The organism is Segatella copri (assembly GCF_026015625.1).
Lineage (GTDB): Bacteria > Bacteroidota > Bacteroidia > Bacteroidales > Bacteroidaceae > Prevotella > Prevotella copri_H.
Window position 1 is genome coordinate 600,387 of the sequence record NZ_JAPDVG010000001.1, and the last position, 25,172, is coordinate 625,558.

22 protein-coding genes are annotated in these 25,172 nt (G+C 45.0%); 13 read left to right on the plus strand and 9 right to left on the minus strand.

Translation table 11 applies throughout. The features are described from left to right. Positions 1–27: 27 nt before the first annotated feature. A complete protein-coding gene (locus tag ONT19_RS02600; RefSeq protein ID WP_118416121.1) occupies positions 28–1,722 on the plus strand; it encodes an MFS transporter in 1,695 nt (564 codons plus the stop codon). A 103-nt stretch (positions 1,723–1,825) separates the two neighbouring features. After that, positions 1,826–2,689: a helix-turn-helix domain-containing protein gene (locus ONT19_RS02605; protein WP_181976423.1), complete on the plus strand. Its 864-nt coding sequence runs from the start codon at positions 1,826–1,828 to the stop codon at positions 2,687–2,689. Positions 2,690–2,766: 77 nt separating this feature from the next. Here the strand turns inward: ONT19_RS02605 and ONT19_RS02610 are convergent, their stop codons facing one another. The 3 genes from ONT19_RS02610 to proS all read right to left on the minus strand — a co-directional run bounded on the left by ONT19_RS02610 (position 2,767) and on the right by proS (position 5,267). Further along, positions 2,767–3,159, minus strand: coding sequence for a hypothetical protein (locus ONT19_RS02610; RefSeq protein WP_264952360.1), 393 nt, complete (start codon positions 3,157–3,159; stop codon positions 2,767–2,769). A gap of 156 nt (positions 3,160–3,315) precedes the next feature. Continuing rightward, positions 3,316–3,738: a hypothetical protein gene (locus ONT19_RS02615; protein WP_022120929.1), complete on the minus strand. Its 423-nt coding sequence runs from the start codon at positions 3,736–3,738 to the stop codon at positions 3,316–3,318. A gap of 47 nt (positions 3,739–3,785) precedes the next feature. Further along, positions 3,786–5,267, minus strand: coding sequence for a proline--tRNA ligase (gene proS, locus ONT19_RS02620; RefSeq protein ID WP_264952359.1), 1,482 nt, complete (start codon positions 5,265–5,267; stop codon positions 3,786–3,788). Between the two features lie 288 nt (positions 5,268–5,555). Between proS and ONT19_RS02625 the strand changes: the two genes are divergently transcribed. Genes ONT19_RS02625 through ONT19_RS02635 form a run of 3 tightly spaced genes read left to right on the plus strand, consistent with a single transcriptional unit; the run spans position 5,556 to position 9,594 of the window. Beyond that, on the plus strand, positions 5,556–6,245 hold the full coding sequence (locus tag ONT19_RS02625) for an OmpA family protein (RefSeq protein ID WP_119229376.1): 690 nt from the start codon (positions 5,556–5,558) through the stop codon (positions 6,243–6,245). Between the two features lie 36 nt (positions 6,246–6,281). Beyond that, entirely contained in the window at positions 6,282–7,016 is a 735-nt protein-coding gene (gene mtgA, locus ONT19_RS02630) for a monofunctional biosynthetic peptidoglycan transglycosylase (protein ID WP_118140705.1), read from the plus strand. Positions 7,017–7,059: 43 nt separating this feature from the next. Then, the gene (locus ONT19_RS02635; RefSeq protein WP_264952358.1) at positions 7,060–9,594 is read left to right on the plus strand and encodes an ATP-dependent helicase; all 2,535 of its coding nucleotides are present in this window, start codon (positions 7,060–7,062) and stop codon (positions 9,592–9,594) included. 642 nt (positions 9,595–10,236) lie between these two features. Here the strand turns inward: ONT19_RS02635 and ONT19_RS02640 are convergent. From ONT19_RS02640 to ONT19_RS02650, 3 genes are read right to left on the minus strand one after another with little or no spacing between them, the layout of a single operon-like run. Further along, on the minus strand, positions 10,237–10,383 hold the full coding sequence (locus ONT19_RS02640) for a hypothetical protein (RefSeq protein ID WP_022120923.1): 147 nt from the start codon (positions 10,381–10,383) through the stop codon (positions 10,237–10,239). A 35-nt stretch (positions 10,384–10,418) separates the two neighbouring features. Beyond that, positions 10,419–11,906 (minus strand): DUF4270 domain-containing protein, encoded by a 1,488-nt coding sequence (locus ONT19_RS02645; RefSeq protein ID WP_264952357.1) that lies wholly within the window; start codon positions 11,904–11,906, stop codon positions 10,419–10,421. A 35-nt stretch (positions 11,907–11,941) separates the two neighbouring features. Continuing rightward, positions 11,942–12,754, minus strand: a complete 813-nt coding sequence (locus ONT19_RS02650) for a glycogen/starch synthase (RefSeq protein ID WP_264952356.1) — start codon at positions 12,752–12,754, stop codon at positions 11,942–11,944. A gap of 174 nt (positions 12,755–12,928) precedes the next feature. Between ONT19_RS02650 and panC the strand changes: the two genes are divergently transcribed. Beyond that, a complete protein-coding gene (panC, locus tag ONT19_RS02655) occupies positions 12,929–13,780 on the plus strand; it encodes a pantoate--beta-alanine ligase (protein ID WP_264953071.1) in 852 nt (283 codons plus the stop codon). A gap of 61 nt (positions 13,781–13,841) precedes the next feature. After that, complete coding sequence (gene panD, locus ONT19_RS02660; protein WP_117692769.1) at positions 13,842–14,186, plus strand: aspartate 1-decarboxylase; 345 nt, start codon at positions 13,842–13,844, stop codon at positions 14,184–14,186. Between the two features lie 252 nt (positions 14,187–14,438). Here the strand turns inward: panD and ONT19_RS02665 are convergent, their stop codons facing one another. Together ONT19_RS02665 and ONT19_RS02670 are read right to left on the minus strand one after the other, a co-directional pair. Continuing rightward, complete coding sequence (locus ONT19_RS02665) at positions 14,439–17,894, minus strand: AAA family ATPase (RefSeq protein ID WP_264952355.1); 3,456 nt, start codon at positions 17,892–17,894, stop codon at positions 14,439–14,441. After that, a complete protein-coding gene (locus ONT19_RS02670; protein ID WP_264952354.1) occupies positions 17,891–19,198 on the minus strand; it encodes an exonuclease SbcCD subunit D in 1,308 nt (435 codons plus the stop codon). Before ONT19_RS02670 ends, ONT19_RS02665 begins: the two co-directional genes overlap by 4 nt. Positions 19,199–19,636: 438 nt before the next feature. Here ONT19_RS02670 and ONT19_RS02675 point away from each other — a divergent pair, with 438 nt between their 5' ends. From ONT19_RS02675 to ONT19_RS02695, 5 genes are all read left to right on the plus strand, one after another. Next, positions 19,637–20,275 carry an HU family DNA-binding protein gene (locus ONT19_RS02675; RefSeq protein ID WP_022120916.1) on the plus strand — a complete coding sequence of 213 codons (639 nt, stop codon included), beginning with the start codon at positions 19,637–19,639 and terminating at the stop codon, positions 20,273–20,275. Between the two features lie 77 nt (positions 20,276–20,352). Beyond that, positions 20,353–20,691: a nucleotidyltransferase domain-containing protein gene (locus ONT19_RS02680; RefSeq protein ID WP_264952353.1), complete on the plus strand. Its 339-nt coding sequence runs from the start codon at positions 20,353–20,355 to the stop codon at positions 20,689–20,691. Beyond that, positions 20,685–21,083 carry a HEPN domain-containing protein gene (locus ONT19_RS02685; RefSeq protein WP_264952352.1) on the plus strand — a complete coding sequence of 133 codons (399 nt, stop codon included), beginning with the start codon at positions 20,685–20,687 and terminating at the stop codon, positions 21,081–21,083. The genes ONT19_RS02680 and ONT19_RS02685 overlap by 7 nt, the downstream gene beginning before the upstream one ends. A gap of 29 nt (positions 21,084–21,112) precedes the next feature. Further along, positions 21,113–21,247 (plus strand): hypothetical protein, encoded by a 135-nt coding sequence (locus tag ONT19_RS02690; RefSeq protein ID WP_264952351.1) that lies wholly within the window; start codon positions 21,113–21,115, stop codon positions 21,245–21,247. A 30-nt stretch (positions 21,248–21,277) separates the two neighbouring features. Beyond that, on the plus strand, positions 21,278–21,403 hold the full coding sequence (locus ONT19_RS02695; RefSeq protein WP_256614020.1) for a hypothetical protein: 126 nt from the start codon (positions 21,278–21,280) through the stop codon (positions 21,401–21,403). A gap of 249 nt (positions 21,404–21,652) precedes the next feature. Here the strand turns inward: ONT19_RS02695 and ONT19_RS02700 are convergent, their stop codons facing one another. Continuing rightward, positions 21,653–21,793 carry a hypothetical protein gene (locus ONT19_RS02700; protein ID WP_153073764.1) on the minus strand — a complete coding sequence of 47 codons (141 nt, stop codon included), beginning with the start codon at positions 21,791–21,793 and terminating at the stop codon, positions 21,653–21,655. Between the two features lie 618 nt (positions 21,794–22,411). Between ONT19_RS02700 and ONT19_RS02705 the strand changes: the two genes are divergently transcribed. Beyond that, on the plus strand, positions 22,412–25,165 hold the full coding sequence (locus tag ONT19_RS02705) for a class I SAM-dependent DNA methyltransferase (RefSeq protein ID WP_264952350.1): 2,754 nt from the start codon (positions 22,412–22,414) through the stop codon (positions 25,163–25,165). Positions 25,166–25,172 lie beyond the last annotated feature (7 nt).

Genomic DNA, 25,172 nt, shown 5'->3' on the forward strand with positions numbered 1-25,172 from the left:
AACAGCTAGATGGAAATGAAGTAATATATGGAAGAAGAATATAAGAATTATCCGTTTTATGATTGGGTGCCCAAACCGCTCGGCATCATCTTCATGATCATCCTCTTCGTGCCGATGATTACGATGAGTGGTGTCTATTCTGCCAACAGCGGTGAGATGATGAGCGGGCTCGGCATCCAGTCGGAATACATCGCCTTTGCCGGGTTCTGCACCTCTATAGGAATGGCGGCTTTCTCGCCGTTCTTCTATGAACTGGTGTGCATCCGTAGAGAGAAAATGATGTGCATTGTGGGCTTCTCCATTCTCTTTATCCTCAGTTTCGTGTGTGCCCAGACCGACTCGCTGTTCATACTCGGACTGTGCAGTCTGCTGATGGGTTTTGTCCGCCAGACGCTGCTGATGGCGCACCTCTTCGTGCTCATCAGATATGGTTTCGGAATAGAGGCTACGAGGAATATCACGCCGGGATGCGAGCCTACTACCGAGGAAGCATGGGATGCGGTAGATTCGGAGAAGATGGTTTCGCAGCCGGTCATCTATCTCTTCTTCATGATTATCGGACAGTTGGGAACCTGGCTAACGGCATGGCTTGCCTATGCCTATGAGTGGCAGTATGTTTATCATTTCATGATGGCATTCATGCTGGCAGGCATCATCATCGTGTTCTTCACCATGCCTTACCATGAGTATCCGATGCCTAAGTTCCCGATAACGATGTCGAAGTTTGGCAATGTTACGGTGTTCAGTATCATGCTCTGTTCATTTGCTTATGTCATGGTATTCGGCAAGACGCTCGACTGGTTTGATGATCCAACCATCCGTTTCTCTTCGGTGGTCTGTCTTATCTTTACCGCCCTGTTCATCTATCTGGAGAAGACGCGGCGTTCACCTTATTTCATCATGGAGGTGTTCCAGCTCAGAGTCATCAACTACGGCATCCTGCTCTTCTTCCTGCTGATGGTCTGCAATTCGAGCGCCATGTTTGTCAACGTGTTCACCAATGTGAGCATGAAGATAGACAACTGGCAGAACGCCACCTTGGGCAACTGGGTGATGGTGGGCTACACCGTGGGACTGATATTCGCAGTCATCGCCCGAGCCAAGAATGTTCACCTGAAGTGGATGTACTGTCTGGGTTTCCTCTTTATTGGAGCCTATGCGCTGTACATGTATTTCGAGGTACAGAACGACGGTATGTATGAGCGTATGAAATGGCCTATCATCATCCGTTCTACGGGAATGATGCTGCTCTATTCGCTCATCTCCACGATAGCCAACCAGCGCATGCCTTACCGCTTCATGTCAACCTGGGTTTGCATCATGCTTACCGTTCGTATGGTCATTGCCCCTTGCATCGGCTCGGCGCTCTATACCAATGTGCTTCAGCACAGACAGCAGTATTATGTAACCCGCTTTGCCCAGGATTACGACCGCACGAGCATCGAGACGGCGAAGACTTACGACCAGACGGTGAGAGGCATGCAATATCAGGGCAAGAGTGTAACCGAGGCGCAGAATATGGCTGCCATGAGTACGAAGGGAAAGGTACAGGTACAGGCCACGCTGGTGAGTATCAAGGAGATGGCCGGCTGGACCTTCTACGGCTGCCTGCTGTGTGCCGGACTGATGCTCGTTCTCCCTTGGCGCAAGCGCAATATCGGGGAACTGACGCGTGAGTATCTGCTGAAGAATGTAGATGTGAAATCCCTGGGAAGAAGGTAGGGGAGTGCTAAAATATCATAAAAGATACAGGCTGCTCATCTGATGAATGGATATTTTTGTTATCTTCGCAGTTAAATCTGAAGATAACAGACCCATATTCATCATGAAAATAACAGATAATATCATCATATATGAGGCTCATGAGTTTCCTCAGCTGTTGATGCAGCCTTTCTACTCCGACTATGTCGGAATTGTAATCTGTCATCAGGGGATGTTCCGTTTCTGCGTAGACGGAACATCCTTTGTTGCATCTGAGGGTGAAACCGTTTTCCTCTCCAAAGGAGTGATGTTTCATGTGCAGGAAACAGGCAAGAACCTTAAATATACCCTTCTTTTTTACCGTGCCGAACAGATTCGTCACATGTTGGGCAATACCGTGGTTACCATGCGTCTTTATGCTACGATTTATCCCAAACCCTGCCATGTCAGGACGACGGGTTATGAGGATATGCTCACTTCTTATGCCCTGATGCTGAGGAAACTGGAGCTGGAAAAAGAGAAGAGTGGTGAACTGGATGCCTATTGTGTGCATGAGCAGAAACTGTTACTGATGGCTGTTACGTACCGTTTGTGCAGCATCTTCTCGGCATCGTTCAAGGCTGCCGGCAAGGAGATGGAACGGAAGATTGCCATCTTTGAGTCGCTGGTGCTTCTGATAGAGAAGAACTATATGCGTGAGCGCAGTGTGGCTTTCTATGCAGATGAACTCTGTCTTACACCGAAATATCTGTCGGTACTGGTCAAGTCGGTTTGCGGTCAGACGGTCCAGCAGTTGCTTTTCAAGGCGATGATCCGTCGCAGTATCTATCTGATGAAGAACACCACGAAGACGATACAGCAGATAGCCAATGAACTCAGTTTTCCCAATGCTTCAGCCTTCGGAACCTTCTTCAAGAAACATACCGGTCTTTCGCCTAAGCATTACCGCAATTGGGAAGAGGGGAATGAACCGCCTTCTTTCAAATAAAGATTTCATCCTATAACTATAAAATAAAAAAGGGACAGAGAAATTGTGCTGTCCTCTGTCCCGAAACTGTGATATAACTAAAACAACTGAGCGAAAGCCTCGGCTGTCTTTCCTGTATAGGTCTTCATCTCTGTAACTGGCTTGTAACCGAAATCCTTGAAGGCAAGGAGCTGTGTGGCAACAAACTGGTGGTCGTCAGAGATGCAAGCCTGTAACTTCATATTACCCATGCTGATGGCAGAAACAGGGAAGTTGCTGATCGCTGTTTCTACATCCTTTGGGGCTGCGCTGAGGATGTTCTCAAGCTTTCTTCCATCCTCTGCAGAATATTCCTTCTCTTTTATCTTAATCACACTGTTGGTAGGTTGATAGATGAGTTTGACTGTCAAACCCAAGAAACCTTTCTTTACCTGTACATCCTGGAGTGCCATAACATCAGCACCCATCTCTAAATGATTAATCTTTGCCATAATTTTATACTGTTATTTGCTTATTCTTAATTCTTGAAAAATAATATATATTGAACTGTTTTTTGTTTTGAATAGGGGTGTAACCAGTCTTATCGCAAATCTTAGGAAAGATGCGATAAACCTATATGAAATTTTAAAAAGAGAAAAGAATAAGCACTAACAGAGCAGACGCCGCAGGCAAATGACATAATACTTGCTGGCGACATCAAAGTGGATTGGGGCAGTTTCCTGTCGGAAAGGCTCCATGCCACCTTCTATAGCTGATAAAAGGGATGATAAATAACGGATTCTATTTGTCAGCAATCTACTGGCAGTCTGACTGTTGTGCATGTTGCCACTTGGCAATAAGCGCTGCGGACGGCTGCTACAGATGCGGTAAGCAAGCTGTGAGGCGTTTTCAAGCTGTGCCTCAGGCTGGCTCTTGTCATACTCAACCTTTGTCAAACCATCTTTCTTATGGCTTGCATCTTCGGTATAAGAATCCTCGGGAGTAAAAGAAATAGAGGCAGCAGATACCTCTCCATAGCCTGAGAAGACCATGGACACCAGAAAAAGGATGTATAGTATCAACTGCCTCATATTAAATATATTATGGTGTCAGGAGAATTTCCTGACACCGGGGATGATTAATAGCTTCTTGCGATGATGACACGGGCTACGGCTGGCTTGCCGCTTACCATATCTACACCTGGAGTCTGCTCGTAAGCGAAAGGCACGCAACGGATGGTAGCCTGAGTCTCCTCCTTGATCTTAGCCTCGGTCTCGGCTGTACCATCCCAATGGCAGAGGAAGAAACCACCGTCCTTCACACGCTCCTTGAACTCCTCGTAGTTGTCGCACTCGTAAACGTGAGCATCATGGTAAGCACGAGCCTTCTCGAAGATATTCTTCTGGATGTCTTCCAACATATTCTTTACGCGCTCTACGATGCCGTCGAAGCTTACGTTCTCCTTCTCCAAGGTATCACGGCGCATAATCTCGATGGTGTTGTTCTCCAAGTCACGGCCACCCATAGCCAGACGAACAGGAACACCCTTCAACTCATAGTCAGCGAACTTGAATCCAGGACGCTTGGCTGGGTTGTCATCATACTTCACGGTGATGCCCAACTCGCGGAGCTGGTCGATGACAGGCTGCAACTTAGCAGTAATCTGAGCCAACTGCTCGTCGCCCTTGTTGATAGGAACGATAACCACCTGGATAGGAGCCAGCTTTGGAGGCAATACCAGACCGTTGTCATCGCTATGAACCATGATGAGGGCACCCATCAGTCGGGTAGAAACACCCCATGAAGTAGCCCATACATATTCAGGCTTGTTCTCCTTGTTCAAGTAGGTAACATCGAAACTCTTGGCGAAGTTCTGACCCAGGAAGTGAGAAGTACCGCTCTGGAGAGCCTTGCCATCCTGCATCATTGCCTCGATGGTATAAGTGTTGAGAGCACCTGCGAAACGCTCAGTCTCACTCTTCACACCCTGCAATACAGGAACACCCATGTAGTTTTCAGCAAAATCAGCGTAAACCTTGAGCATCTCCTGAGCCTTTGCCTCAGCCTCTTCCTTAGTGGCATGAGCTGTATGACCCTCCTGCCAGAGGAACTCAGAAGTACGGAGGAACGGACGGGTACGCATCTCCCAACGCATTACGTTACACCACTGGTTGCAGAGGATAGGGAGATCACGCCATGAATGAATCCAGTTCTTATAGGTGTTCCAGATGATGGTCTCAGAAGTAGGACGGATGATGAGCTCCTCATCGAGCTTTGCGTTAGGATCAACCTCAACCTCTTTGCCATCCTCTGTAGAACGGAGGCGGTAGTGGGTAACTACGGCACACTCCTTGGCGAAACCTGCCACGTGCTCAGCCTCACGAGAGAAGAAACTCTTCGGGATGAGGAGAGGGAAGTATGCGTTCTGTACACCTGTCTGCTTAAACATCTTGTCGAGCTGCTGCTGCATCTTCTCCCAGATAGCGTAACCGTATGGTTTGATAATCATACAACCACGAACTGGTGACAACTCAGCGAGATCAGCCTTTACTACCAAATCATTGTACCACTGACTGTAGTTGTCAGCGCGCTTGGTTAAATTCTTGAGTTCTTTAGCCATATTGCTTTTTTCTATTTATTTTGTATTTTATTTCTTCTGTTATTTATATATTAAGGTATAAGCATGAGCCCCTTCATCATCTGCTGCCGGCAGTTCATCTGTCTGCAGGTGTCTGAAATCCTACTTTTAGGGATTTTCCACCCCCAAATAGGTGATTTCCTAGCTCTATTTCGACAAATACCCTTAAATTTGCATGCAAAAATACAAAAAAATATTAGAAAACTCTCCATTATGGAGAAAAAAGAGTTATCTTTGCAATTAAATAACATAAATATAGGAGATTTTAAAATGAAAAAGACTAATTTTGCAGTTGCAGGCCTCTCTTTGTGCTTGCTTTTCTCAAGTTGTGGAACCAATCAGAAGACTGGTACAGCAGTAGGTGCCGGTTCTGGTGCTGCTCTGGGTGCTATCGTAGGTGGATTGCTCAACAATAGCCATCGTGGTACAGGTGCTCTCGTAGGTGCTGCTATCGGTGCAGCAGTTGGTGGCGGTGCTGGTAACCTCATCGGAAAACACATGGATAAGGTGAAGGCTGAGGCTGAACGGGTGAAGAATGCACAGGTTGAGACTGTAACAGATGCCAATGGCTTGTCTGCCGTTAAGGTAACATTTGCTTCTGGTATCCTCTTCCCAACTAACGGTTCTACTCTCAGCAGCAGCGCAAAGACTGATTTGGCTCAGTTTGCCGGTGTATTGAAGAACAATACCGACTGCGAGGTTTCTATCCAGGGTTATACTGATGCTACAGGTAATGATGGTATCAACTTGCCTTTGAGCCAGAAGCGTGCTGAGGCAGTTTACAACTATCTTGCTTCTTGCGGTGTTACCAGCCGTCAGGTAAAGAATGTTCAGGGTTTTGGTTCTGCTAACCCTGTAGTGAATACTACTGCTGCTTGTGCCCAGAACCGTCGTGTAGAGGTTTACATGTATGCTAGCCAGGCTATGGTTAACGCAGCCAACAACGGTACATTGAAGTAATAACTTTCATGCTCCCGGAAGGGAAAAAATAAATAGATGATTTTGAATAAAATCAAGAATATAGTAAAATGGGTGGTGGTGCTGTTTTTCAGTACCACCATTCTTGCTGTAGTGGCATATAGGTTCATTCCTGTATATGTCACTCCTCTGATGTTTATCCGATGCTTCCAGCAAGTAGCTGATGGAGAGAGTATTACCCTGCATCATCATTGGGTTTCGATGGATAAGATTTCGCCTCACATGCCTGTGGCGGTGATGGCGAGCGAAGATGCGAGATTCCTGAAGCATCACGGTTTCGACTTCAATGCCATCGAGAGTGCGGCGAAGAATAATGCACGTGGTGGAAAGGTGCATGGAGCCAGTACCATCAGTCAGCAGACCGCTAAGAATGTCTTCCTGTGGCCTGGCCGTTCATGGACCCGCAAGGGATTTGAGGTCTACTTTACCTTCCTCATCGAAATGATGTGGAGCAAGCAGCGCATCATGGAGGTTTATCTCAACAGCATTGAGATGGGACCGGGTATCTATGGTGTGGATGCGGTTGCAGAATATCATTTCGACAAGAAAGCGAAAGATCTGTTTCGTGGCGAGTGTGCGCTGATAGCAGCTACACTTCCTAATCCGCGCAAATTCAGTTCGCTGCATCCTAGCGCTTATATGAAGAAGCGCCAGCGACAGATAGAACATCAGATGAGATTTATCCCTACCTTCCCTCGTGAGGGCGAAGATTTCGACCCGGGCACGGCTGTGGGAGGATATAGGGGGAAGTGAAGAGTGAAGAATGAAGAGTGAAAAATCTGGTAAATATTGATTCATGGATTTACTGAAAGACTTGAACGAAGCGCAGCGTGCTGCGGTAGAATATATTGACGGACCTTCGCTGGTGATAGCCGGTGCAGGTTCGGGTAAAACGCGTGTGCTTACTTATAAGATAGCTTATCTCCTGAGACAGGGTAAAGATCTTTATTCCTTATTAGTGCTTACTTTTACTAATAAGGCAGCAAGAGAAATGGTTGAACGTATTCGTAAAATGTTTGGTGAAACATTTTATATCAGACAGAAATATATGGGTACTTTTCATAGTGTCTTTGCTAGAATATTGCGTGTTGAGTCTGATAAGATAGGCTTTACTTCAGATTTTACAATTTATGATGAAGCAGACTCTCGTTCTTTATTGAAATCTATTGTTAAGGAGATGGGCTTGAGTGAAAAAACTTACAAGCCTGCAGTTGTTCATGCAAGGATTTCTATGGCAAAAAATCAACTGATTGGAGTTGATTCATATGAAAGCGATTCTGATATCTTTAGCCAAAATAAACGAGCTGGTATGCCCGAAATTGCTAAGATATATCGAGAATATGTACAACGCTGTAAGTTGGCGAATGCAATGGATTTTGATGATTTGTTAGTTTATACTTATCGGCTTTTTGTAGAAAGAAATGATGTATTGAAAAAGTATGGTAAAATTTTTAAGTACATAATGGTAGATGAGTATCAAGATACAAATTATGTTCAGAAAAAAATACTTACTTTGCTCTATAATGTAATGGAAGAGAAAGCCATATGTGCTGTAGGAGATGATTCTCAAAGTATTTATAGTTTTAGAGGAGCTAATATCGATAATATATTGTCTTTCACTAGAGATTTTCCTGCAGAAAATGGTAACTATGCGCGTCTCTTCAAATTGGAACAGAACTACCGCTCTACCCAGACCATCGTTGAGGCGGCTAACAGTCTGATCAAGCATAACCGCAACCAGATTCCTAAGGATGTGTTTAGCGAGAATGCGAAGGGTGAGAAGATTCAGTATAAGCCTGCTTACAGCGACAAGGAAGAGGCGGCGATTGTAGCGAAGGACGTGAAGCGTATCCGGCGCGAGGATGGCTGCCAGTATAGTGATTTTGCCATTCTCTACCGCACCAATGCCCAGAGCCGCAGCTTCGAGGAGGAGTTCAGAAAGCAGGGTATTCCTTATCGCATTTATGGCGGACTGAGTTTCTACCAGCGTAAGGAAATTAAGGATATTATTGCATATTTCCGTCTGGTGGCGAATCCGGATGATGAAGAGGCTATCAAGCGTATCATCAACTATCCTGCACGTGGAATAGGTGCTACTACGGTGCTGAAGATTGCTGACTGTGCCCATCAGAACCAGGTGAGTTTCTGGGAGGTAATCGGTGCCCCTGAGCGGTATGGACTGGCGGTTAACAAGGGTACGATGAACAAGCTGGAAACCTTCAGATTGCTCATTTCTTCGTTTATCGAACGGGCTCAAACTACGGATGTCTATGAATTGGGTGATGCCATTATCAAGGAGAGTGGTATCAGTCAGGATATCATGTCGGGCAAGGATGCCGATGATCTGGCACGTCAGGAGAACCTGGAGGAATTCTTGAGCGGTATGTCGGCTTTTGTGGAGGAACGCCGTGAAGAGGGTAGGTTCGATGAACTCTTCCTGCAGGATTATCTGCAGGATGTGGCGCTGCTTACCGATGCTGACAGCGATGGTGATAAGGATGAACCTCGTGTATCTCTGATGACGGTTCATGCAGCCAAGGGTCTGGAGTTTCCTACGGTATTCGTGGTTGGTTTGGAAGAGAATATCTTCCCAAGTCCGCTTTCAGCTGCTTCGCTCAGAGAACTGGAGGAGGAACGGAGATTGCTTTACGTAGCCATTACGCGAGCTGAGAAACATTGTATCCTGACGAACGCCAAGAACCGCTGGCGATATGGCAAGATGGAGTTTGATAATCCGAGTCGGTTTATCGATGAGATTGACGGCAAGTTGATTGATTGCCAGGATGAGGCTGGTGGAAGCTTGTTTGGCTCTATGTCTGACCAGCCGGAGTGGGCGAGAGCGCAACGTCCTCGCAGACCGTGGGAGGATGCTGAGCTGCCTAGATACAGTAGCAGGTATCAGAATTCCAAACCGGTAGCATCGCAGTTTGTAGCAGATCCTAAGCCTTCTCTCTTTGATGATGAACCAGAGACTTCACGTACTTCCGGACGCTCGTCTGTTTCCGGACGCTCATCTCTCTCTGAAGGCAATTTCAAGTCTGTTAGAGCGCTGAATGCAGCGAAGCGTTACATGGAGACGCATTCTTCTCATCCTGCTTCTCGCGGTACTGGATCTTCTGCAGCATCAGTTTCTTCTTCTACAGCTTCATCTGCTGGCAGTTCTTCTTGCGGTTTGCAGGAGGGAATGAAGATTGAACATCAGCGTTTTGGACGGGGAACGGTATTGAAGATTGAAGGTACTGGTGAGAATACGAAGGCTACGGTTGAGTTCGTTCATTCTGGCACCAAACAGCTTCTGCTGAAATATGCCAAGTTTACGGTAGTAGATTAAGTTCAGTAGTCTGATGTTTATATTTATAGGTTTATCCTGTTTTGAAGTTCTCTCTTACAGGTAGAATCTTATAATATAGATAAAGAGTTATAAAAATAGATTGGGCAAGACCATCTCTGGTCTTGCCCTTTTTGTTTCTATATACTATAAATTGAAAAAGCGTCCCCGCAGTAGCCTCACGGTCACTACGGGGACTTATATTACTAACATCTAACTTTAGCATTTTTGTTTAAACTTAAAAACAAATACTTTAAGAGATTAAATTCTCCGTTATCTATAAACATAAACCAAGTATCTCATATATTGCAAGTAACTTGTATCCTGCAAATATCTTGTATCCTAAAATGCAAGTTCTTAGAAAAGTTAAACCCATAGACCAGTATCTCTACTAATATCTTGATTATTTTTATTTTATTGCTTTTTGTTTATTTAATATTTAATACGTTTAAGTTCACAATGCAAAGATATAAAAAAAATGGGTAAACTCCAAATTAATTTTGCTTTATTTTGTATTAAATGGCTTTTATTGTACTTATGCGGCGGTTTTTAAGGATTAACCGGCAAAGTTAAAGAGGGTGTATCATAAACAATCAAATGCTTTATGATACACCCTCTTTCTCAGGATTCTGAATATTGTCGTGTTTATAACGCTTCGTCTTCAGGACGTGGCATCTGTGTTTGGGGCTTCTGTTTCTTGCCTGACTTCATGAATAGTTTCTTTTTCTTGAGCCATGCAGCCTTGCGTATTTCGTATTCTTCGCGATGACGCTCCAAAAAATTATCTGCCATGTTTCGTTTCCTTTTTTACTTTACGTTATGAATGCTTATTCTTCTTTAAACTTACTGTAAATCACCTTGATTCGGATCGGACCAGATGCCACCTTCTTGCCAGTCTTCTTGTCTGTGGTATAATCCTTGTCAGGATCATCCGTACCCACGATGAGTCGCGTAGAAGCGAGTGACATATCGTGATTAATCTTGGAGATGACGGTAGTATAGCCCTGTGTGGTTGTGATGACGTTTACAGGAACCAGCACTACTTTATTCCAGTTTTCCCCCTTGCCCTTGTTCTTATACATGGCAGAAACCAGATTGGCGATATTCTGGAATGTATAGGCATTCTTGTAGGTGCCGGTACTGCTGTAGCTTGCCGTATAAGAAGTACGGTTGTCAGCCAACTTGCTCTTTTCGAAGAACGACTGCAAACTGTCTTTCTGAACCATCAGGATGGTGCTTGGTGTAGCAAAGTTGTATGGGTTGTCTTCGTTTTCATTGTTGAGTCGTGGGAAAGAGATGGTAGCTGTGTTGAGCGTATCCTTCTCATGTCCCTTCATGATATCTTCGATAGGGAGGGTAACTTCGGTGAAGATACCTGCCGGTGACTTGAGATAAGTACATTTCTTCTGATCCTGACTTGCCAACTGCTCCAAGTTCTTGGTATCGTTCTCAATCTTGTTGAGCTGCAATACCTCTTCTGTACCATCGAAACGGTTGTATCCGATGCTTACAGCTGTACTGTCTGTAACGCCGTCCTTTGCCTTGATGGTCTTGTGGCGGGTCCAGTAGAAGATAAGCTCTGTATTCCAGATCTTAGCCATGTTACCCGTACCGCCTACGTTCTTGATATAGAAGCCAGGGCAGACGTTGTGCAGGAACTTGTAGTTGGTCTTGAAGTACTCAGGATGTTCAGCGTATGTTTGCATGATGTAAGAGCCATAGTTCTTGTATCTCTTACCATCTTTCTTATACTCCTTATTCAAGTAAATCTTGAAGTTCTTGACATCTGATGTATTGCTCAAGTTGTAATTACTGCTCCAATGCTCGTTGCTTTCCCTTACCCAGCCTTCCTTGAAGGCATCATAATTAGAGTAATACTCCTTATCTTCTGCCATCGGCTTTGTCATCTCATAGGCTGTCACCTTCATTGGGGCGATTGTATCACCATAGCTGGCATTGTATGAAACCAGGAGATAGCATGAGTCTGCTTCGATAGAACCCTTGTTTGCCTGCTTGATGTAATCGAGTGTATCTACATCGAAAGTAGGCAATACGCTCAACTGGGTCATGTAGTCGCCCTTTACATAGTTGCCGGTTTCCGGGTCTTTCATCTTTCCGATGAGTCCCGTGTTGTTGCGGCTCAATACGGAATCTGCTACTATAGACTTTGTGGTAACATTGAACGCTGAGTTAGAAATGTTAATGTTGTCTATCTTATTAGTGATGCTACCACCGATTCCCTCGGTGGTATCATCACATGCAGCGAAAGTAAGCGCTGCTATTACTAATACTGTTAAGAGTCTTAAAATTTTCATTATCCTTGTATGTATGTGTCTCTGTTGTCGGAATTTTATTCTGCGTCAGGACAAACCTTGTTGATGAAGTCTGCGTATGGCTCCTGAATATCTTCTCCCGGATAAGTCAGTACAGGCTTGTTCTTCTCCTTCGCATAATCAAAGAGAATCTGGGTAGCTTCTTCTTCACCTTCTACCACACCGTCGCTATAGTCGATGGCGAGTTTGCCGAGCTCAATGAAGTCGAAGTCGTCCTGATAGCCGTCGAGCAGTTCAGGCTTGGCATCGCGGAAGGCAACGCAACGTTTGAAGTTGGTACCCAGTTCACCCTTGAGTTCGTTGGTATAGAGAGCGGTAATTACCTTTGATTCAGCAAATGAAGGCTCTTCGCTGTAGGCTGTCTTTACATAGAATGGCACTACTGCGCTAGCCCAACCCTGGCAGACGATCACATCAGGCTGCCAGCGGAGCTTCTTGACGGTTTCCAATACACCACGTGCAAAGAAGATAGCTCTTTCTCCGTTGTCGGCATATTCCTTTCCGTTTTCATCGGTGCCCATCTGACGGCTCTTGAAATAGTCATCATTATCGATGAAATAAATCTGCTGTCGTGTTGTTGGTATAGATGCAACCTTGATGATCAGCGGATGGTCTGTCTCATCGATGATAAGGTTCATACCAGACAGGCGAATGACCTCGTGCAATTGTCCGCGACGCTCGTTGATGGTGCCCCACTTAGGCATGAAGGTGCGGATCTCAAAACCTGCTTCCTGCATCTTCTGAGGCAGTTCGCGTCCCATGATAGACATGTGAGACTCGGCTACGTATGGGTCGATCTCCTGATTGATAAATAATACTTTTTTTGCCATAAAATTTAAATTTTATTCTTACGAATTACGTGCAAAGGTACAAAAAAAACTTCAAATAGGGGCATTTTTTCTCCGAAATTCATTATTTTCGGCAATAATTCGCATATTTTTAGGTTTTTTCTTTCTCATTTGAGAAAAAAGTTGTTATTTTGCACCCGAAAACAGATTATGACGATGAAAGTATTCAATAAGATTGTTGACCTCCAGAACGAACTCTTCATGTGTCGTAAGGAGGGAAAGGAAATCGGCCTTGTGCCAACTATGGGTGCGCTGCATGAGGGTCACGCCTCTCTTGTTAAGCGCAGTGTGAAGGAAAATGGCGTGACTGTGGTTTCTGTGTTCCTGAATCCTACACAGTTTAATGATCAGGGTGACTTGGATCGCTATCCTCGTACCCTCGATGCTGACTGCAAGCTCTTGGAGGCTTGTGGTGCAGACTATGTGTTTGCACCATCGGTGAAGGAGATGTATCCTACACCAGATACACGCCACTTTGAGTTTCCACCTGTTTCTACCGTGATGGAGGGTGCCAAGCGTCCGGGTCATTTCAATGGTGTATGTCAGGTAGTGAGCCGTCTTTTCTATATCGTTCGACCAACCCGTGCTTATTTCGGTGAGAAGGATTGGCAGCAGATTGCTGTCATCAAGCAGCTCGTGAAGTACATCAACAGCGATGTGCAGATTGTTGAGTGCCCTATTGTCCGTGATGAGGATGGTTTGGCTAAGAGCAGCCGTAATACTTTGCTGGCTCCTGATGAGCATGCCATTGCGCCAAACATCTATAAGGCCCTGAAGGAGAGTGTAGAGTATGCCAAGACTCATACCGTACAGGAAACTCACGATAAGGTGGTTGCCGACATCAATGCTGTAGAGGGTCTGGAGGTAGAATATTTCCAGATTGTGGATGGCGACAGCCTGCAGGATGTGTCTTCATGGGAGGATAGTGCATACGTGGTAGGTTGCATCACCGTTTATTGCGGTAAGACTCCTATCCGTCTCATCGACCATATCAAGTATAAAGGATAAATTCCTCGATAGATATTCTTTATTAAGTTTAATCCGTAACAGATCAAGTAATAACAGAACAATGCAGATAGAAGTATTGAAGAGTAAGCTCCATTGTGTGACCGTAACTGAGGCTAACCTGAATTATATGGGTAGCATCACCATCGATGAGGACTTGATGGACGCTGCTAATCTGATAGCAGGCGAGAAGGTTCAGATTGTAGACAACAACAATGGTGAGCGCTTGGAGACCTATATTATCAAGGGTGAGCGTGGCAGCGGTTGTATTTGCCTGAACGGTGCTGCAGCCCGCAAGGTGCAGGTGGGAGATACCGTTATCATCATCGCTTATGCCCTGATGGACTTTGAGGAGGCTAAGACCTTCAAGCCTACCGTGGTTTTCCCTAAAGAGGGAAATAAGGTTTAAATATCGTATGATGATATAGAATTGTTTAAAGAATGATTATCTCGTATGATAATCATAAAGAATATGCGTTCCTGTGGATAGATGAATCCGTAGGAACGCATATTTGTTTTGGGACGATAAACTTGCGTTTCGGTGTGGCGAAATAGCGGTAAGCCACATCGATGGTGATGCCCTGTTCACGGATGGATAATGTATGTATACCCTATATATAATGGTGTAATTACTATTTTATGAAGGTATAATTACGATGGGCTACGGATAGATCTCGATATGGCTGCTGCCGGAGTTGCCATTCTTGATAATCCTTATCTGGGTGGTGATGCGCTCGCTCATCGTGTCGGTATGACTGATGACGCCCACCTTCTTGCCTTGCGAACTTTGCAGCATGGCGAGGGAGTCGATGACGGTGGCTAGGGTATCGGGGTCGAGGGTTCCGAAGCCTTCATCGATGAACAGGTTCTCGAAGGAGATGTTGCGGGAGGATAATGCCGACAGGCCCAAGGCGAGACCGAGACTTACGATGAAGGTTTCGCCACCTGATAGGGAGGTGGTGTCTCGGATATCGTCGGCACGGTCGTGGTCGATGACTCGGATGCCCAGCGAATGCTTTACCTGTTGCAGTTCGTAACGGCTGTTGAACTTTCTGATTTCCTGGTTGGCGTGCGCTATCAGGAAACTGAGCGTATAGCATTGGGCTATCTTGCGCAGCGTTTTGCCGTCTGCTCCGATGGCATCCGTAATGGCTGTCCAGTCGTCCTTTTCCTGTGTTACGAGATTCAGAGCCTCAGCCTTGTCACCCAACTGCTTCACGGCTTCCTGATGGTTCTGCATCCTGGCTTTGGCAGCAATCAGTTCGTTGCGCTGGCTTCTCTCCTGATACTCCTGCTGAATGGCTAAGAGAGCATCACGGGTTTGGGCAGGCTGATGTTCCAAGTGCTGCTGATGCGCCTTTTCTGCACTCTGGTAAAGAGCAGTTGTTGAAGCCACGGCTTTCTCCTTTTCGTCCTTTTCCCGTCGGATAGCGTTCCAGTCTTCGGCAGAGTGAAGCATCTCCCGGATGGTATTTCGGTCGATAAGGCTTGGCTCGATACTTCTTTCCTCGATGCCTTTCTCTTCGGAGTCATTTCCTTCGATGCTCTTTTCTTCAAGCTGCTTGTTATATTCCTCAATCCAAAGGTCGAGTTCCTTTTCCTTCGCTTGCAGATTCTCTTTCATCGTCTTGTTCTGAGACAGCATGGTTTGATGCGAACCTTTACTGTTGGCGAGTTCTGCCTTCAGTTTGTTGATGTTCTCGTTCTGAGTATCAGCTGCTTTCGTAGCCTCATCCTTTGCTGCTGTCAGTCTTTGTTCTGCCGCATCGGGCTCTTCTCCATTCAGAATCTGCTTGTATTTCTCCTGCCATTCCTCCATTTCCTTCTTGGTACTATTCCATGCCTGAAGGGCTTTCCCGTAAGCCTCCTCCTTGCTCTTTTGCTGCGAAGCAAGGTTGATGGTAAGTACTTTTTGCTCAGCTAGTTTTGTGGTGCAGGTTGATGTGTTTTCTTGGGCTTTATTCTGTATAGTAGAAGCCTTGCTTTCATACGCAGCTTCATCCTTCACAGCCTTGTCCTTGAGTTGGGTCAGCCGTTCTATCTCTTTCTGAATCTTGTTAAACAGGCTGAGTTTGCTGCTCGCATCTTTCGCCTTGTTTTCATAGATAGGCAAGAGCGATTTCAGTTCTGCCTCTGCCTTCGGAATCTTTGGATACTGGGCGATGAGCGCCTTCCAATCCTCTTCGTAAGTTGCTATTTCTCCCGACAGCTTTTCCTGTTGTTTCTGGAGCGTCTGTACTTCGCCGTCGTTCTGTTTTCTTTCGCCGGAAAGATTCTTCTCCTCTTTCTGCTGCAGTTTCAGCAGATCCTCCTTGGCTTTCAGAAGTTGAGAGAGTTCCGTGGTGGCTTCCTCAAACTGTCTGTTGTCGGTATGATAAGGATGGGTCGTGCTGCCACAGAGCGGACAAGGTTTGCCTTCGGTCAGGTTGGCACGATGAATCTCCCATTTCTCGCTCACCATGAGGGTATAGGCATTTCTCAGCGTTAGGGTCTTTTGGGTCAGCGCCTCGATGGTCAACTTGCCCAGCGCTTCATCTATCTCTGCGTTTCTCTTGCCCAAGACCTGGATTCGCTCCTCATTCTTCTGCTTTTCTGTTGTGGCAGTATCGAGATGAGCCACAACCTTGATGGCTTGCTGGACATCCTGTAGTTTCCTGTCAGCTACAGTCTTGCTGTTCTGCAGTTCCTCTATGTTCTGTCCGGCAGTCTTATTTCTTTCCGTCTCCCAAGCCTGTTCTGCGGCTTGCGTCGCTTCGTGCAGAACCTGTTTCTGCTTGGCAATCTCTTCCTTGGTCGTTTTGAGGGCAAGGTTCGCTTTCTCCGTTTCTGCTTCCCATTTTTGGATGTTTCGGGCGTTCTCCTCCACGTCTTTCTGGGCAGTTAGATTCTCTTTCTGCGCCAACTCCAATGCCTCTTTCTTTTCTTTCAGATTCGGCATAGCCGCTTCCATTTTTGTTTTCAGCGCCCTTGCTTCAGCGATGACCGGCAGGGCCTTTTCCAACTGTTCCTGTGCCTTGCTTACAGCTTCCTTCAGACTGGTGAGAGTTTTCTCGCTTTCGCTGATGGCAGACTCTTGACTTTTGATGTTTGCTTCCGCTTTCAGAATGTTTTCTTCCTGCTCGTGGATGCTTTGCGTATGTCGCTCTACTTCCTGCAGCAGGTTGACGGCTGGCTGTACTTCATCGTGCAACTGCAGACGGAGAATCTGGGCTTGCATCGCTTTAATGGCATCTGCTGCTTGCTCCATATCTGACTGGCAGATAGTGATTTGCTTGATTTGCTTTTCGTTTTCCTCAAACCATTGCAGGTCTTTCGAAATGGCTTGCAACTGGCTGTCGAGTTCCTTCTCAGCCTTTTCCAACCGGGCGATTTCCTCCTTCAGATGGGCAAGTTCTTCATCGTTCAGCAGGTTCTGTTTAACGGCTTCTACCGATGCTGCCATCTGGTTGTAGGCATCCGTCGCCTGGTCTTTCGCCTTCTTGATTTCAGTAGCGATGTTCGTATAAGTTTCCTCGCATCCGATGAGTTTTTCCAGGAGTTCGTACCGCTCGTTTTCCTTTGCTGTCAGGAAGTTGGCAAACGAGCCTTGGGCGATGAGTACGGTACGGAGAAACTGGTCGTAGTCGAGTCCGATGATGTTCGGCAGCTCGTTCCAGTCGGCAGCTTCCTCCGTTATCTCTTCTCCGTTTCTCGTGATTTTATAAAGTGCAGTCTTGGCGTTCTCGTAGCGCACTCTCTGGAATCTGACGTGCCATTCTGCGCGGTAGATGCTACCGTTGTTGGCAAGGAAGGTGAGTTTGCTGTAGCCTTCTTTCTTGCCACGTGTCAGGATGTTTCGGCTGTCGGTAGGAGCCAGACGGTTACTTTCGCTGGCATCGGCAGCTCCGAAAATCTCGATGTTCTGGTTCTTGTCTCCTTTCTTCCTGGGGTAGCGAGGGGCGCGGTTGTAGAGGGCAAGGCAGATAGCATCGAGTAGGGTAGACTTGCCACTGCCCGTCGGACCTACGATGCTGAAGATGGTACTCTCGCCTAAGGCACCTTCTTCAAAGTTGATGACCTCGCCACCCTGTTTGTCAAGCGAAGCGAGGTTGAGTATTTCGAGTTGTAGGAATTTCATAATGATGATGTCGTTAATAAATCGGATAACATTTTCTCTTGTCTTTCGTTCATCGGAGCGTTGTGTCTGATGGCGAAGGCTTCTTTCAGCGTATCGAGCGGAGGACGGTTGATGATGTCTTCTATGCTGGTGATGTGCTGGGAACCCTGGATGGTGGAGAGGTCCAGTTGCGGGATGATGCGCTGGATCTTGCAGAGCACGGCATCCTTTTCGTTGACGAGTTTCTCCAGTTCCTTGATGTCATCGCTCGATAGTTTCTCCTGTTTCACCTTCAGCATCACGTAGTCGAAGTGGTCGCTCAGTTCGCCGTCTGTTCTCTCTGAAAGTTCAGAATTGATGAGCTTCTGCCATTTCTTGAAGGTCAGCTCTTCCTCATCTTCGGGCAGGATGCGGAGGGCGTGCTGAGGCTTGTATTCCAGGAAATCTACTTTCCATTCCTTACTCTTGCCGGTTTCCTTTCCTTCATACTCTTCTCCGTGTTCTATGGTGATGAGGTCGATGCCGTGGGTGTAGTCTTTCTCGGCAAACGACATCGGGAGGATACTTCCCGTATATCTTGCCCAGTCGGTGTTCCAGATATGTTGCCGCTTGTGGATGTGTCCGCAAGTCATATAGTCGGGATGATCGTTCCATCCTTCCAAGTCCACTTCCTCCTGTCCACCTATGATGATTTTCTCGCTCGCATCCTTTTTGGCGATATCCGAACCCTTGGCGTACATGTGTGCCATCATGATGCACTTTCTGCCCGGGTATTTCTGTCGAGCCTCAGCCGTCAGTTCTCTCAGAAAGTCGTTGACTCCCTGCGAGTAACTGGCGTTCTGCACCACATCGCTTCTTAGGAAAGGTACGGCGAGGATGATGACTTCTTCTCCTGCCTCGTTGGTTACGGGGATGATGAGGTCATCGAAGGAATAAATCCAATGTCCGCCGGTTTTATCATCGTCCTCGCTTTCTCCCTGCTTCCAGATTTTCCTTACGTTTCCTCTTATTTCCACGTGGTATCGGGTGAGCAGCGGACGGGGAGCCTCCAGTCGGCTGGCGGAATCGTGGTTGCCGGCGGTAATGATGACCTGCATGTTAGGGCACAGTTGGGTAGCATCGGCAAGAAACTCGTAATAAACGGTCTGTGCCGCTGCCGATGGATTTCCGTTATCAAAGATGTCTCCTGCGATGAGGAGAGCATCGGGCTTTTGTCCAGCGATTTGTTCCAGGAGCCATTTCAGGAAATGCTTGTGTTCCGGCAGACGGTCGTTGCCGTGAAACAGGTTGCCCAGATGCCAGTCGCTGGTTGCTAATATCTTCATACTCATAAGAATGTCTAATCTTAGTCTTTTTCTTTGTCTTTGGCTTGCAATCCTTTGACCTTTGGCTTGCAATCTGACTACAAAGTTAACACAATTATTTGGGATACGCAAAGAAATAAGCTCAAAAAACGAAGAATTATGGCCGGAAAAGTAAAGATATTCAGGAAAAGTCTTGTTTTATATCTGATAAAGTTGTATCTTTGCAAGGTAGAAATCTTCGTTCATAAACATTGAATGTCCGTTCAGTGTCTTTGAACGGCGGTTCATAGACTTTGAATGTCGGTTCAATGTCTATGAACGGAGATTTCTCCTAGGATAAAATACTTTTCTTCCTAGGTTTGTGGTCTTTTCTTCTTAAGTATAACAATAAATACTATAGGATGTAAAGGCTGTTGCAATAAGAAATACTGATAAACTAAAGTAGGAAAGGAAACTGATATGGCTAAGTACAAATTGCAGGAAATGGGGGATATGCGCTATGATGGCAAGCGCAGAGTTTATCCCAAGATGGTGACCAACCGTACACTATCCCGAAAAGAGTTCGTCAAGATGATGCAGAACTACCATCGCGGTATTTCGGAAAGTACCACGGAGGCTGTATTGACCGATGTGGTTGATATGCTGACAGACATGCTCTCCATGGGGTACAACGTGAATCTGGAAGGTTTCGGCACCTTCTCCCTCTCCCTCGCTTTCGAGGATGAGAAGCCTAGGGAAATTCTGAATCCAGATGATAAGATGACGTATCGCAAGGTGGGCGTGAAGGACATCAACTTCAAGGCGTCTCCTGAGTTTATCAAGGATGTGAAGCGTGAAACCGACCGTGACCTGGAGCGTGATATGGGTGGTGTAAAGGTTATCCGTAAGCAGCTCTATTCCAGGGAAGAGCGCATCGCCCGAGCCCTGGAGGTGATAGAGAAGAACGGAGTCCTCACCCTAGGCGATTATGCCTCCATCAACAACCTGAGCCGTACTGCTGCCTCTATGGAACTGAAGGAGCTGACCTGTGATAAATCTTCGCCGATAGATTCACTAGGCCGCGGCAGCCATAAGGTTTGGGTAAAGAGGAAAGAATAAATGCAAATATCTTTCAGAATATTTGTTGGTTTCAATTCTTTTTCGTATTTTTGCGGTGTAATTTAAATGATAGTGTTATGACGACAATAACAAGGGAACATCTTGAAGATGAGGTACTCAAGTCGATTCAGAAGAAAGCGGAGTCGATTATGCCGAAAGATGCCAAGGTTATCCTTTTCGGGTCAAGGGCTAGAAGGGATGCTAAAGCAGATTCCGACTGGGACATCCTTGTGCTTCTGAATAAGGATAAGATAGAAGAGCAGGATCATGATAATTACACCTATCCTCTTTGGGAATTGGGATGGCAAATCAATCAGATGATTCACCCGATAGTGTATTCGATGAAGGATTGGAACAGCAAAAAGGGTAGTCCCTTTTATAATAATGTAGAAGAGGAAGGGGTGATGCTATGCTAGAGGGTCAACAACGTAGAGATCTTGTACACTACAGGATAGAAAAAGCTTATAAGAGTTTTGATGAGGCTAAGGGTGTGGCAAAATTGAAGTATTGGAATTTGACGGGAAATCGTTTGTATTATACTGTATTCCATATGGCTTCTGCTTTGTTACTTGACAAGGGCTTTACTGCAAAGACTCATGCCAGTGTAATACATTTAGTTGGAGAGAAATTTATTGCTACAGGTTTGTTGGATCGCACTTATGGAAAGTTGTTCTCTCGTCTATATGAACTTCGGCAGTCTGGTGATTATGATGATACCTTTGATGCTACAGAAGAAGAGGTCTTGCCGTATTTTGAGAAAGTAGAGAATTTTATCAAAGATATGGAAGCGTTGATTACTCATAAGTAACATGTGTAAATATTTAAAATGATAGTATTATGACGAAAGATAGCCGTTATTTTGCGCAAAAAGCAATAGATGCCGCAGATGAATTGTGGGATAAGGGCTTGATAGATGAAAATACTATTGAGCAATGGAAGCATGAGCATATGAGAACGCCTTATTCTGAATAAATGTATCAAACTTAATTGTTTAATCGTATTATGAATGCAACATTACAAAAGAAAAAGTTACAATCAGAGTTAGATAAGGCTATTCTCAATGTAAAGGAGGGGAATGTCAAGAACTTCGATACATTGGAGGATATGATGAACTATCTGGAAGCTTAGACATGAGTATAAAATGCCTGGTTAAGAAGAAAATCATTGAACTTTTTCATGTGGTTCAAGCACGGGCTGAAGGCCCAAAAGCTCCTAGCCCAGGGCAACACCCTGGGTATTAAGATGTTGTATCCCTGCGCCCTGTAAGGGCAAAAGCCTTGAATATATGCTGCTTTATAACCAATTTTATTGAGATTTGCAAGAAACTATTTCTCTTTTAAATCATTTGCCGACTTTCGAAATCAGCTTTGATTTCATCTAATAGTGGATTTCTGTTTTAGCATAAATGTCAATGCCATCATATTGTTTTGCTCTTTCGAGCATTTCCTCTTTATGTTTTAGGAGTTGTTTAAACTTTCTGATGGTTTCCTCCTTTGTATTGTTCTTTGTTGCTTGCATAATAACCTCCTTTTTAATGTTATTGTTATTAATTTGGTGGCAAAGATAAGAAAAGTAAATGAGATATGCAAGAAAAAAGACCTAAAATTTTGTGAAGCCAATTCTTTTTCGTACTTTTGCAGTTGTCTTGTTGTGGATGGCTGGCGATGAGTCGCTGGCTAGGTAAAAATCCATGGCTTGGCCTATCATAATTAAGAAAGACGTTCTCTACGTTTTCTTCTGACCTTTCGAAACCTCGCAAATTTCAAATGGGAATCAGATGAAGACAGCAGTGGGCGTCTACCCACTGTGTATATACACATGGCATAGGTGTGCCCCTTCGTCTGAAGGGGTACGCTCTGTGCTATCATATATATACCCGTTAGGCGTAGGCATCTGTTGCTTCTTTTCCTTGTTCCCTGGGTTCATGCGAGGTTCCTGAAAGGCAAGGATTATGCGAGTGATAGATTCCCTACGCCTTCCTTTTTGATAGCTAATCAGTTATCCTATTCCTTATCTTGCGATGAGGCTGGACTAGAATCAAAATAATCTTTTAAAATCAGATGGTTTCTGCTTTCGGGAATCGGTGGAGTAATAGGATGGCAAGGCTTTGCTATGCTCCCATCGGCAACGGAAGTTATGGCAAAGAAACTGCAACTCAGCTATAAGGAAATCGAATCCCGATTGGAATCGTTTAAAACTAAAGTGGTGCCAGCCTCTGAGGTTGGCTATGAGATACTGAAGGCTTTTGGTAAAAGCGAAAAGGATGTGTCGAGATACAAGGAAGGAAAGGGTGTCTTGAAGACATTCGACGGCTTGCTTATCAAAGGCTTGTTCTGCTATCAGGCTGTAGATACTTTGCATCTTACCACCAGGTTGGAGGCATTGAAGACCGATGCTCAGGTAAAGAAGGCTGCACCAAAGATTATTGCGGTGAGCGATGGTGAAACCCTCCTTGCTTATGATACTCGTGAGAATGATACTTACGAGCAGAAACTTGTCAAGATGCACAGCGACTTTGGCTTCTTCTATCCTTTGATGAACGTAGAGCGAGTACACACTACGGCAGAAAACCCTGCCGATGTGAAGGCTGCTGAGAAACTTGCCAAACTGCATGATGAGATTCGTGCTTATAACGAATATAATAGTGATGACGACTTGCACGACCTCAATATCTTCATTACCCGCCTGCTCTTCTGTTTCTTTGCCGAAGACACAGGTATCTTTGCCGAAAATCTCTTTACCAACTTTATCAAGCAATTTACCAAGGAAGATGGTTCCGATCTCGGCGAGATGCTAGGTCAGGCATTCCAGGTGATGAATGTGCCAAACAAGGAGCGTTCGGAAGAACTTACCAAGGAAATCAATCAGTTTCCTTACGTGAATGGCGGTCTTTTTGCCTCTGACATTCCTATCCCAAAGATGGGTTATAAGGCTAGAAAGATTGTCATCGAATGCGGAGACTTGGATTGGAAGGACATCAATCCGGATATTTTCGGTAGTATGATTCAGGCGGTGGTGAATCCTGATGTGCGTGCCAAGGAGGGTATGCATTACACCAGTGTGCCTAATATCATGAAGGTTATCAATCCGCTCTTTATGGATGATTTGCGTGCCGAATACAAGAAGTTGACGGACTTTTACGATCTGAAGAAAAACCTGTATGACATGAGCGTATTGTCCATCAATCAGTTTGTGGCGGAATGCAAGCCTATTGTCAGGGGGTGCGACCGCTTGCTGTTGCGTATGAGTAAGATGAAGTTCTTCGATCCAGCGTGTGGAAGTGGCAACTTCTTGATTATCACCTATAAGCAGTTGCGCTTATTGGAGATGGATATCTTGCATCTTCGCAAGAAGTGCCAGCCTGAGCTGATGATAGACTTCATAGATGGTTCTTGCATCCACTTGGATCAATTCTACGGAATAGAGCTTCTCGACTTCCCTCATGAGGTAGCCATGCTTTCCCTTTGGCTTGCCGAGCATCAGATGAACAACAAGTTTCACGCCGATTTCGGTGTGAATGTTGCTGCCTTGCCTTTGCATAATATCAACCAGTTAAAATGTGGTAATGCCTGTAGAATGGATTGGGAGGTAGTATGCCCACATACCAAGGATGAAGAAGTGTTTGTATTTGGTAATCCGCCGTATTTGGGAACAAAATGGCAAACGATTAGTCAAAAAGAAGATGTAGATTTTGTAATGCCGGATAACAAATGTCGTAGAACTTTAGATTATATTTCTTGTTGGTTTGTTCTTGGAGCTAAATACGTGAAAGGCTCAAAAGCTAAATATGCTTTTGTTAGTACAAATTCTATATGTCAAGGAGAACAAGTGGCTGCTCTTTGGCCGCAAATTTCAAAGGATGATGTTTGTATTGATTTTTGTTATCTGCCATTTAAATGGAGTAATAATGCAAAATATAATGCTGGAGTAACATGTGTTATTATTAGTTTAGGTTGGAATTCAACTAAAAATAAGTACATTTATGCGGATAAATGTAAAAAAGTAAATAACATTAATTATTATTTGTTAGATGCCCCTAATGTTATAGTAGAACATCGTACTAGTCCGCTTTCTGAATTGCCAATTATGCGTAAAGGAAGTCAGCCTACTGATGGAGGCTTTTTACTTATGGATAAAGAAGAACGTAATGAATTTGTATTGGAAAACCAAAAGTTGGCTCCATATATAAGACAATATATGGGAGCCGATGATTTGATAAATGGTAAGTTGCGTTATTGTTTATGGCTAAAAGAATGTCCAGAAGATATAATGTCATCTTGTGATAAACTTATTGTTCGATTAAAGAATGTGGCAAATATTCGAAGTAATAGTACTAAGGAACTTACAAGAAAATGGGCTTTAAAGCCACATTTATTTACTGAGGATAGGCAACCTGATATGGAATACTTGATGTTACCAGTAGTTTCTTCAGAAAAAAGGCAATATATTCCAATGGCTTATATTGATTCTACAGTGATAGCTAATACAAATTCCCAAATGATACCTGATGCGCCGATTTATGTATTTGGAGTGCTTACTTCATTGATTCATTCAGTTTGGATGAAGGCTGTTTGTGGAAGATTGGAAATGCGTTTTGCTTATTCCGCAAGTGTTGTTTACAACACTTTCCCCTTCCCATCCATCTCCGACACAAAGAAGTCCGAGATAGAAGAGGCGGCAACGAATGTGCTTCTGGCTCGTGAAAACTATCCAGAGAAGACGCTTGCTGATCTTTACGACCCGGAAAAGATGCCGGAGGATTTGCGTGCAGCACATGAGGAACTGGATGCCATCGTAGAAAGCTGCTATCCTGATGCTCCGTTCCCAAATGATGAGGCTCGATTGGAATGCCTCTTCAAACTCTATGAGAAAATGACAGCTAACAAGTAATAAATTG

What these genes read in the sequence shown, in the direction of transcription:
- ONT19_RS02600 (WP_118416121.1), top strand. Translation starts at nt 28, where the DNA reads ATGGAAGAAGAATATAAGAATTATCCGTTTTATGATTGGGTGCCCAAA.
- ONT19_RS02605 (WP_181976423.1), top strand. Translation starts at nt 1,826, where the DNA reads ATGAAAATAACAGATAATATCATCATATATGAGGCTCATGAGTTTCCT.
- ONT19_RS02610 (WP_264952360.1), bottom strand. Translation starts at nt 3,159, where the DNA reads ATGGCAAAGATTAATCATTTAGAGATGGGTGCTGATGTTATGGCACTC.
- ONT19_RS02615 (WP_022120929.1), bottom strand. Translation starts at nt 3,738, where the DNA reads ATGAGGCAGTTGATACTATACATCCTTTTTCTGGTGTCCATGGTCTTC.
- proS (WP_264952359.1), bottom strand. Translation starts at nt 5,267, where the DNA reads ATGGCTAAAGAACTCAAGAATTTAACCAAGCGCGCTGACAACTACAGT.
- ONT19_RS02625 (WP_119229376.1), top strand. Translation starts at nt 5,556, where the DNA reads ATGAAAAAGACTAATTTTGCAGTTGCAGGCCTCTCTTTGTGCTTGCTT.
- mtgA (WP_118140705.1), top strand. Translation starts at nt 6,282, where the DNA reads ATGATTTTGAATAAAATCAAGAATATAGTAAAATGGGTGGTGGTGCTG.
- ONT19_RS02635 (WP_264952358.1), top strand. Translation starts at nt 7,060, where the DNA reads ATGGATTTACTGAAAGACTTGAACGAAGCGCAGCGTGCTGCGGTAGAA.
- ONT19_RS02640 (WP_022120923.1), bottom strand. Translation starts at nt 10,383, where the DNA reads ATGGCAGATAATTTTTTGGAGCGTCATCGCGAAGAATACGAAATACGC.
- ONT19_RS02645 (WP_264952357.1), bottom strand. Translation starts at nt 11,906, where the DNA reads ATGAAAATTTTAAGACTCTTAACAGTATTAGTAATAGCAGCGCTTACT.
- ONT19_RS02650 (WP_264952356.1), bottom strand. Translation starts at nt 12,754, where the DNA reads ATGGCAAAAAAAGTATTATTTATCAATCAGGAGATCGACCCATACGTA.
- panC (WP_264953071.1), top strand. Translation starts at nt 12,929, where the DNA reads ATGAAAGTATTCAATAAGATTGTTGACCTCCAGAACGAACTCTTCATG.
- panD (WP_117692769.1), top strand. Translation starts at nt 13,842, where the DNA reads ATGCAGATAGAAGTATTGAAGAGTAAGCTCCATTGTGTGACCGTAACT.
- ONT19_RS02665 (WP_264952355.1), bottom strand. Translation starts at nt 17,894, where the DNA reads ATGAAATTCCTACAACTCGAAATACTCAACCTCGCTTCGCTTGACAAA.
- ONT19_RS02670 (WP_264952354.1), bottom strand. Translation starts at nt 19,198, where the DNA reads ATGAAGATATTAGCAACCAGCGACTGGCATCTGGGCAACCTGTTTCAC.
- ONT19_RS02675 (WP_022120916.1), top strand. Translation starts at nt 19,637, where the DNA reads ATGGCTAAGTACAAATTGCAGGAAATGGGGGATATGCGCTATGATGGC.
- ONT19_RS02680 (WP_264952353.1), top strand. Translation starts at nt 20,353, where the DNA reads ATGACGACAATAACAAGGGAACATCTTGAAGATGAGGTACTCAAGTCG.
- ONT19_RS02685 (WP_264952352.1), top strand. Translation starts at nt 20,685, where the DNA reads ATGCTAGAGGGTCAACAACGTAGAGATCTTGTACACTACAGGATAGAA.
- ONT19_RS02690 (WP_264952351.1), top strand. Translation starts at nt 21,113, where the DNA reads ATGACGAAAGATAGCCGTTATTTTGCGCAAAAAGCAATAGATGCCGCA.
- ONT19_RS02695 (WP_256614020.1), top strand. Translation starts at nt 21,278, where the DNA reads ATGAATGCAACATTACAAAAGAAAAAGTTACAATCAGAGTTAGATAAG.
- ONT19_RS02700 (WP_153073764.1), bottom strand. Translation starts at nt 21,793, where the DNA reads ATGCAAGCAACAAAGAACAATACAAAGGAGGAAACCATCAGAAAGTTT.
- ONT19_RS02705 (WP_264952350.1), top strand. Translation starts at nt 22,412, where the DNA reads ATGGCAAAGAAACTGCAACTCAGCTATAAGGAAATCGAATCCCGATTG.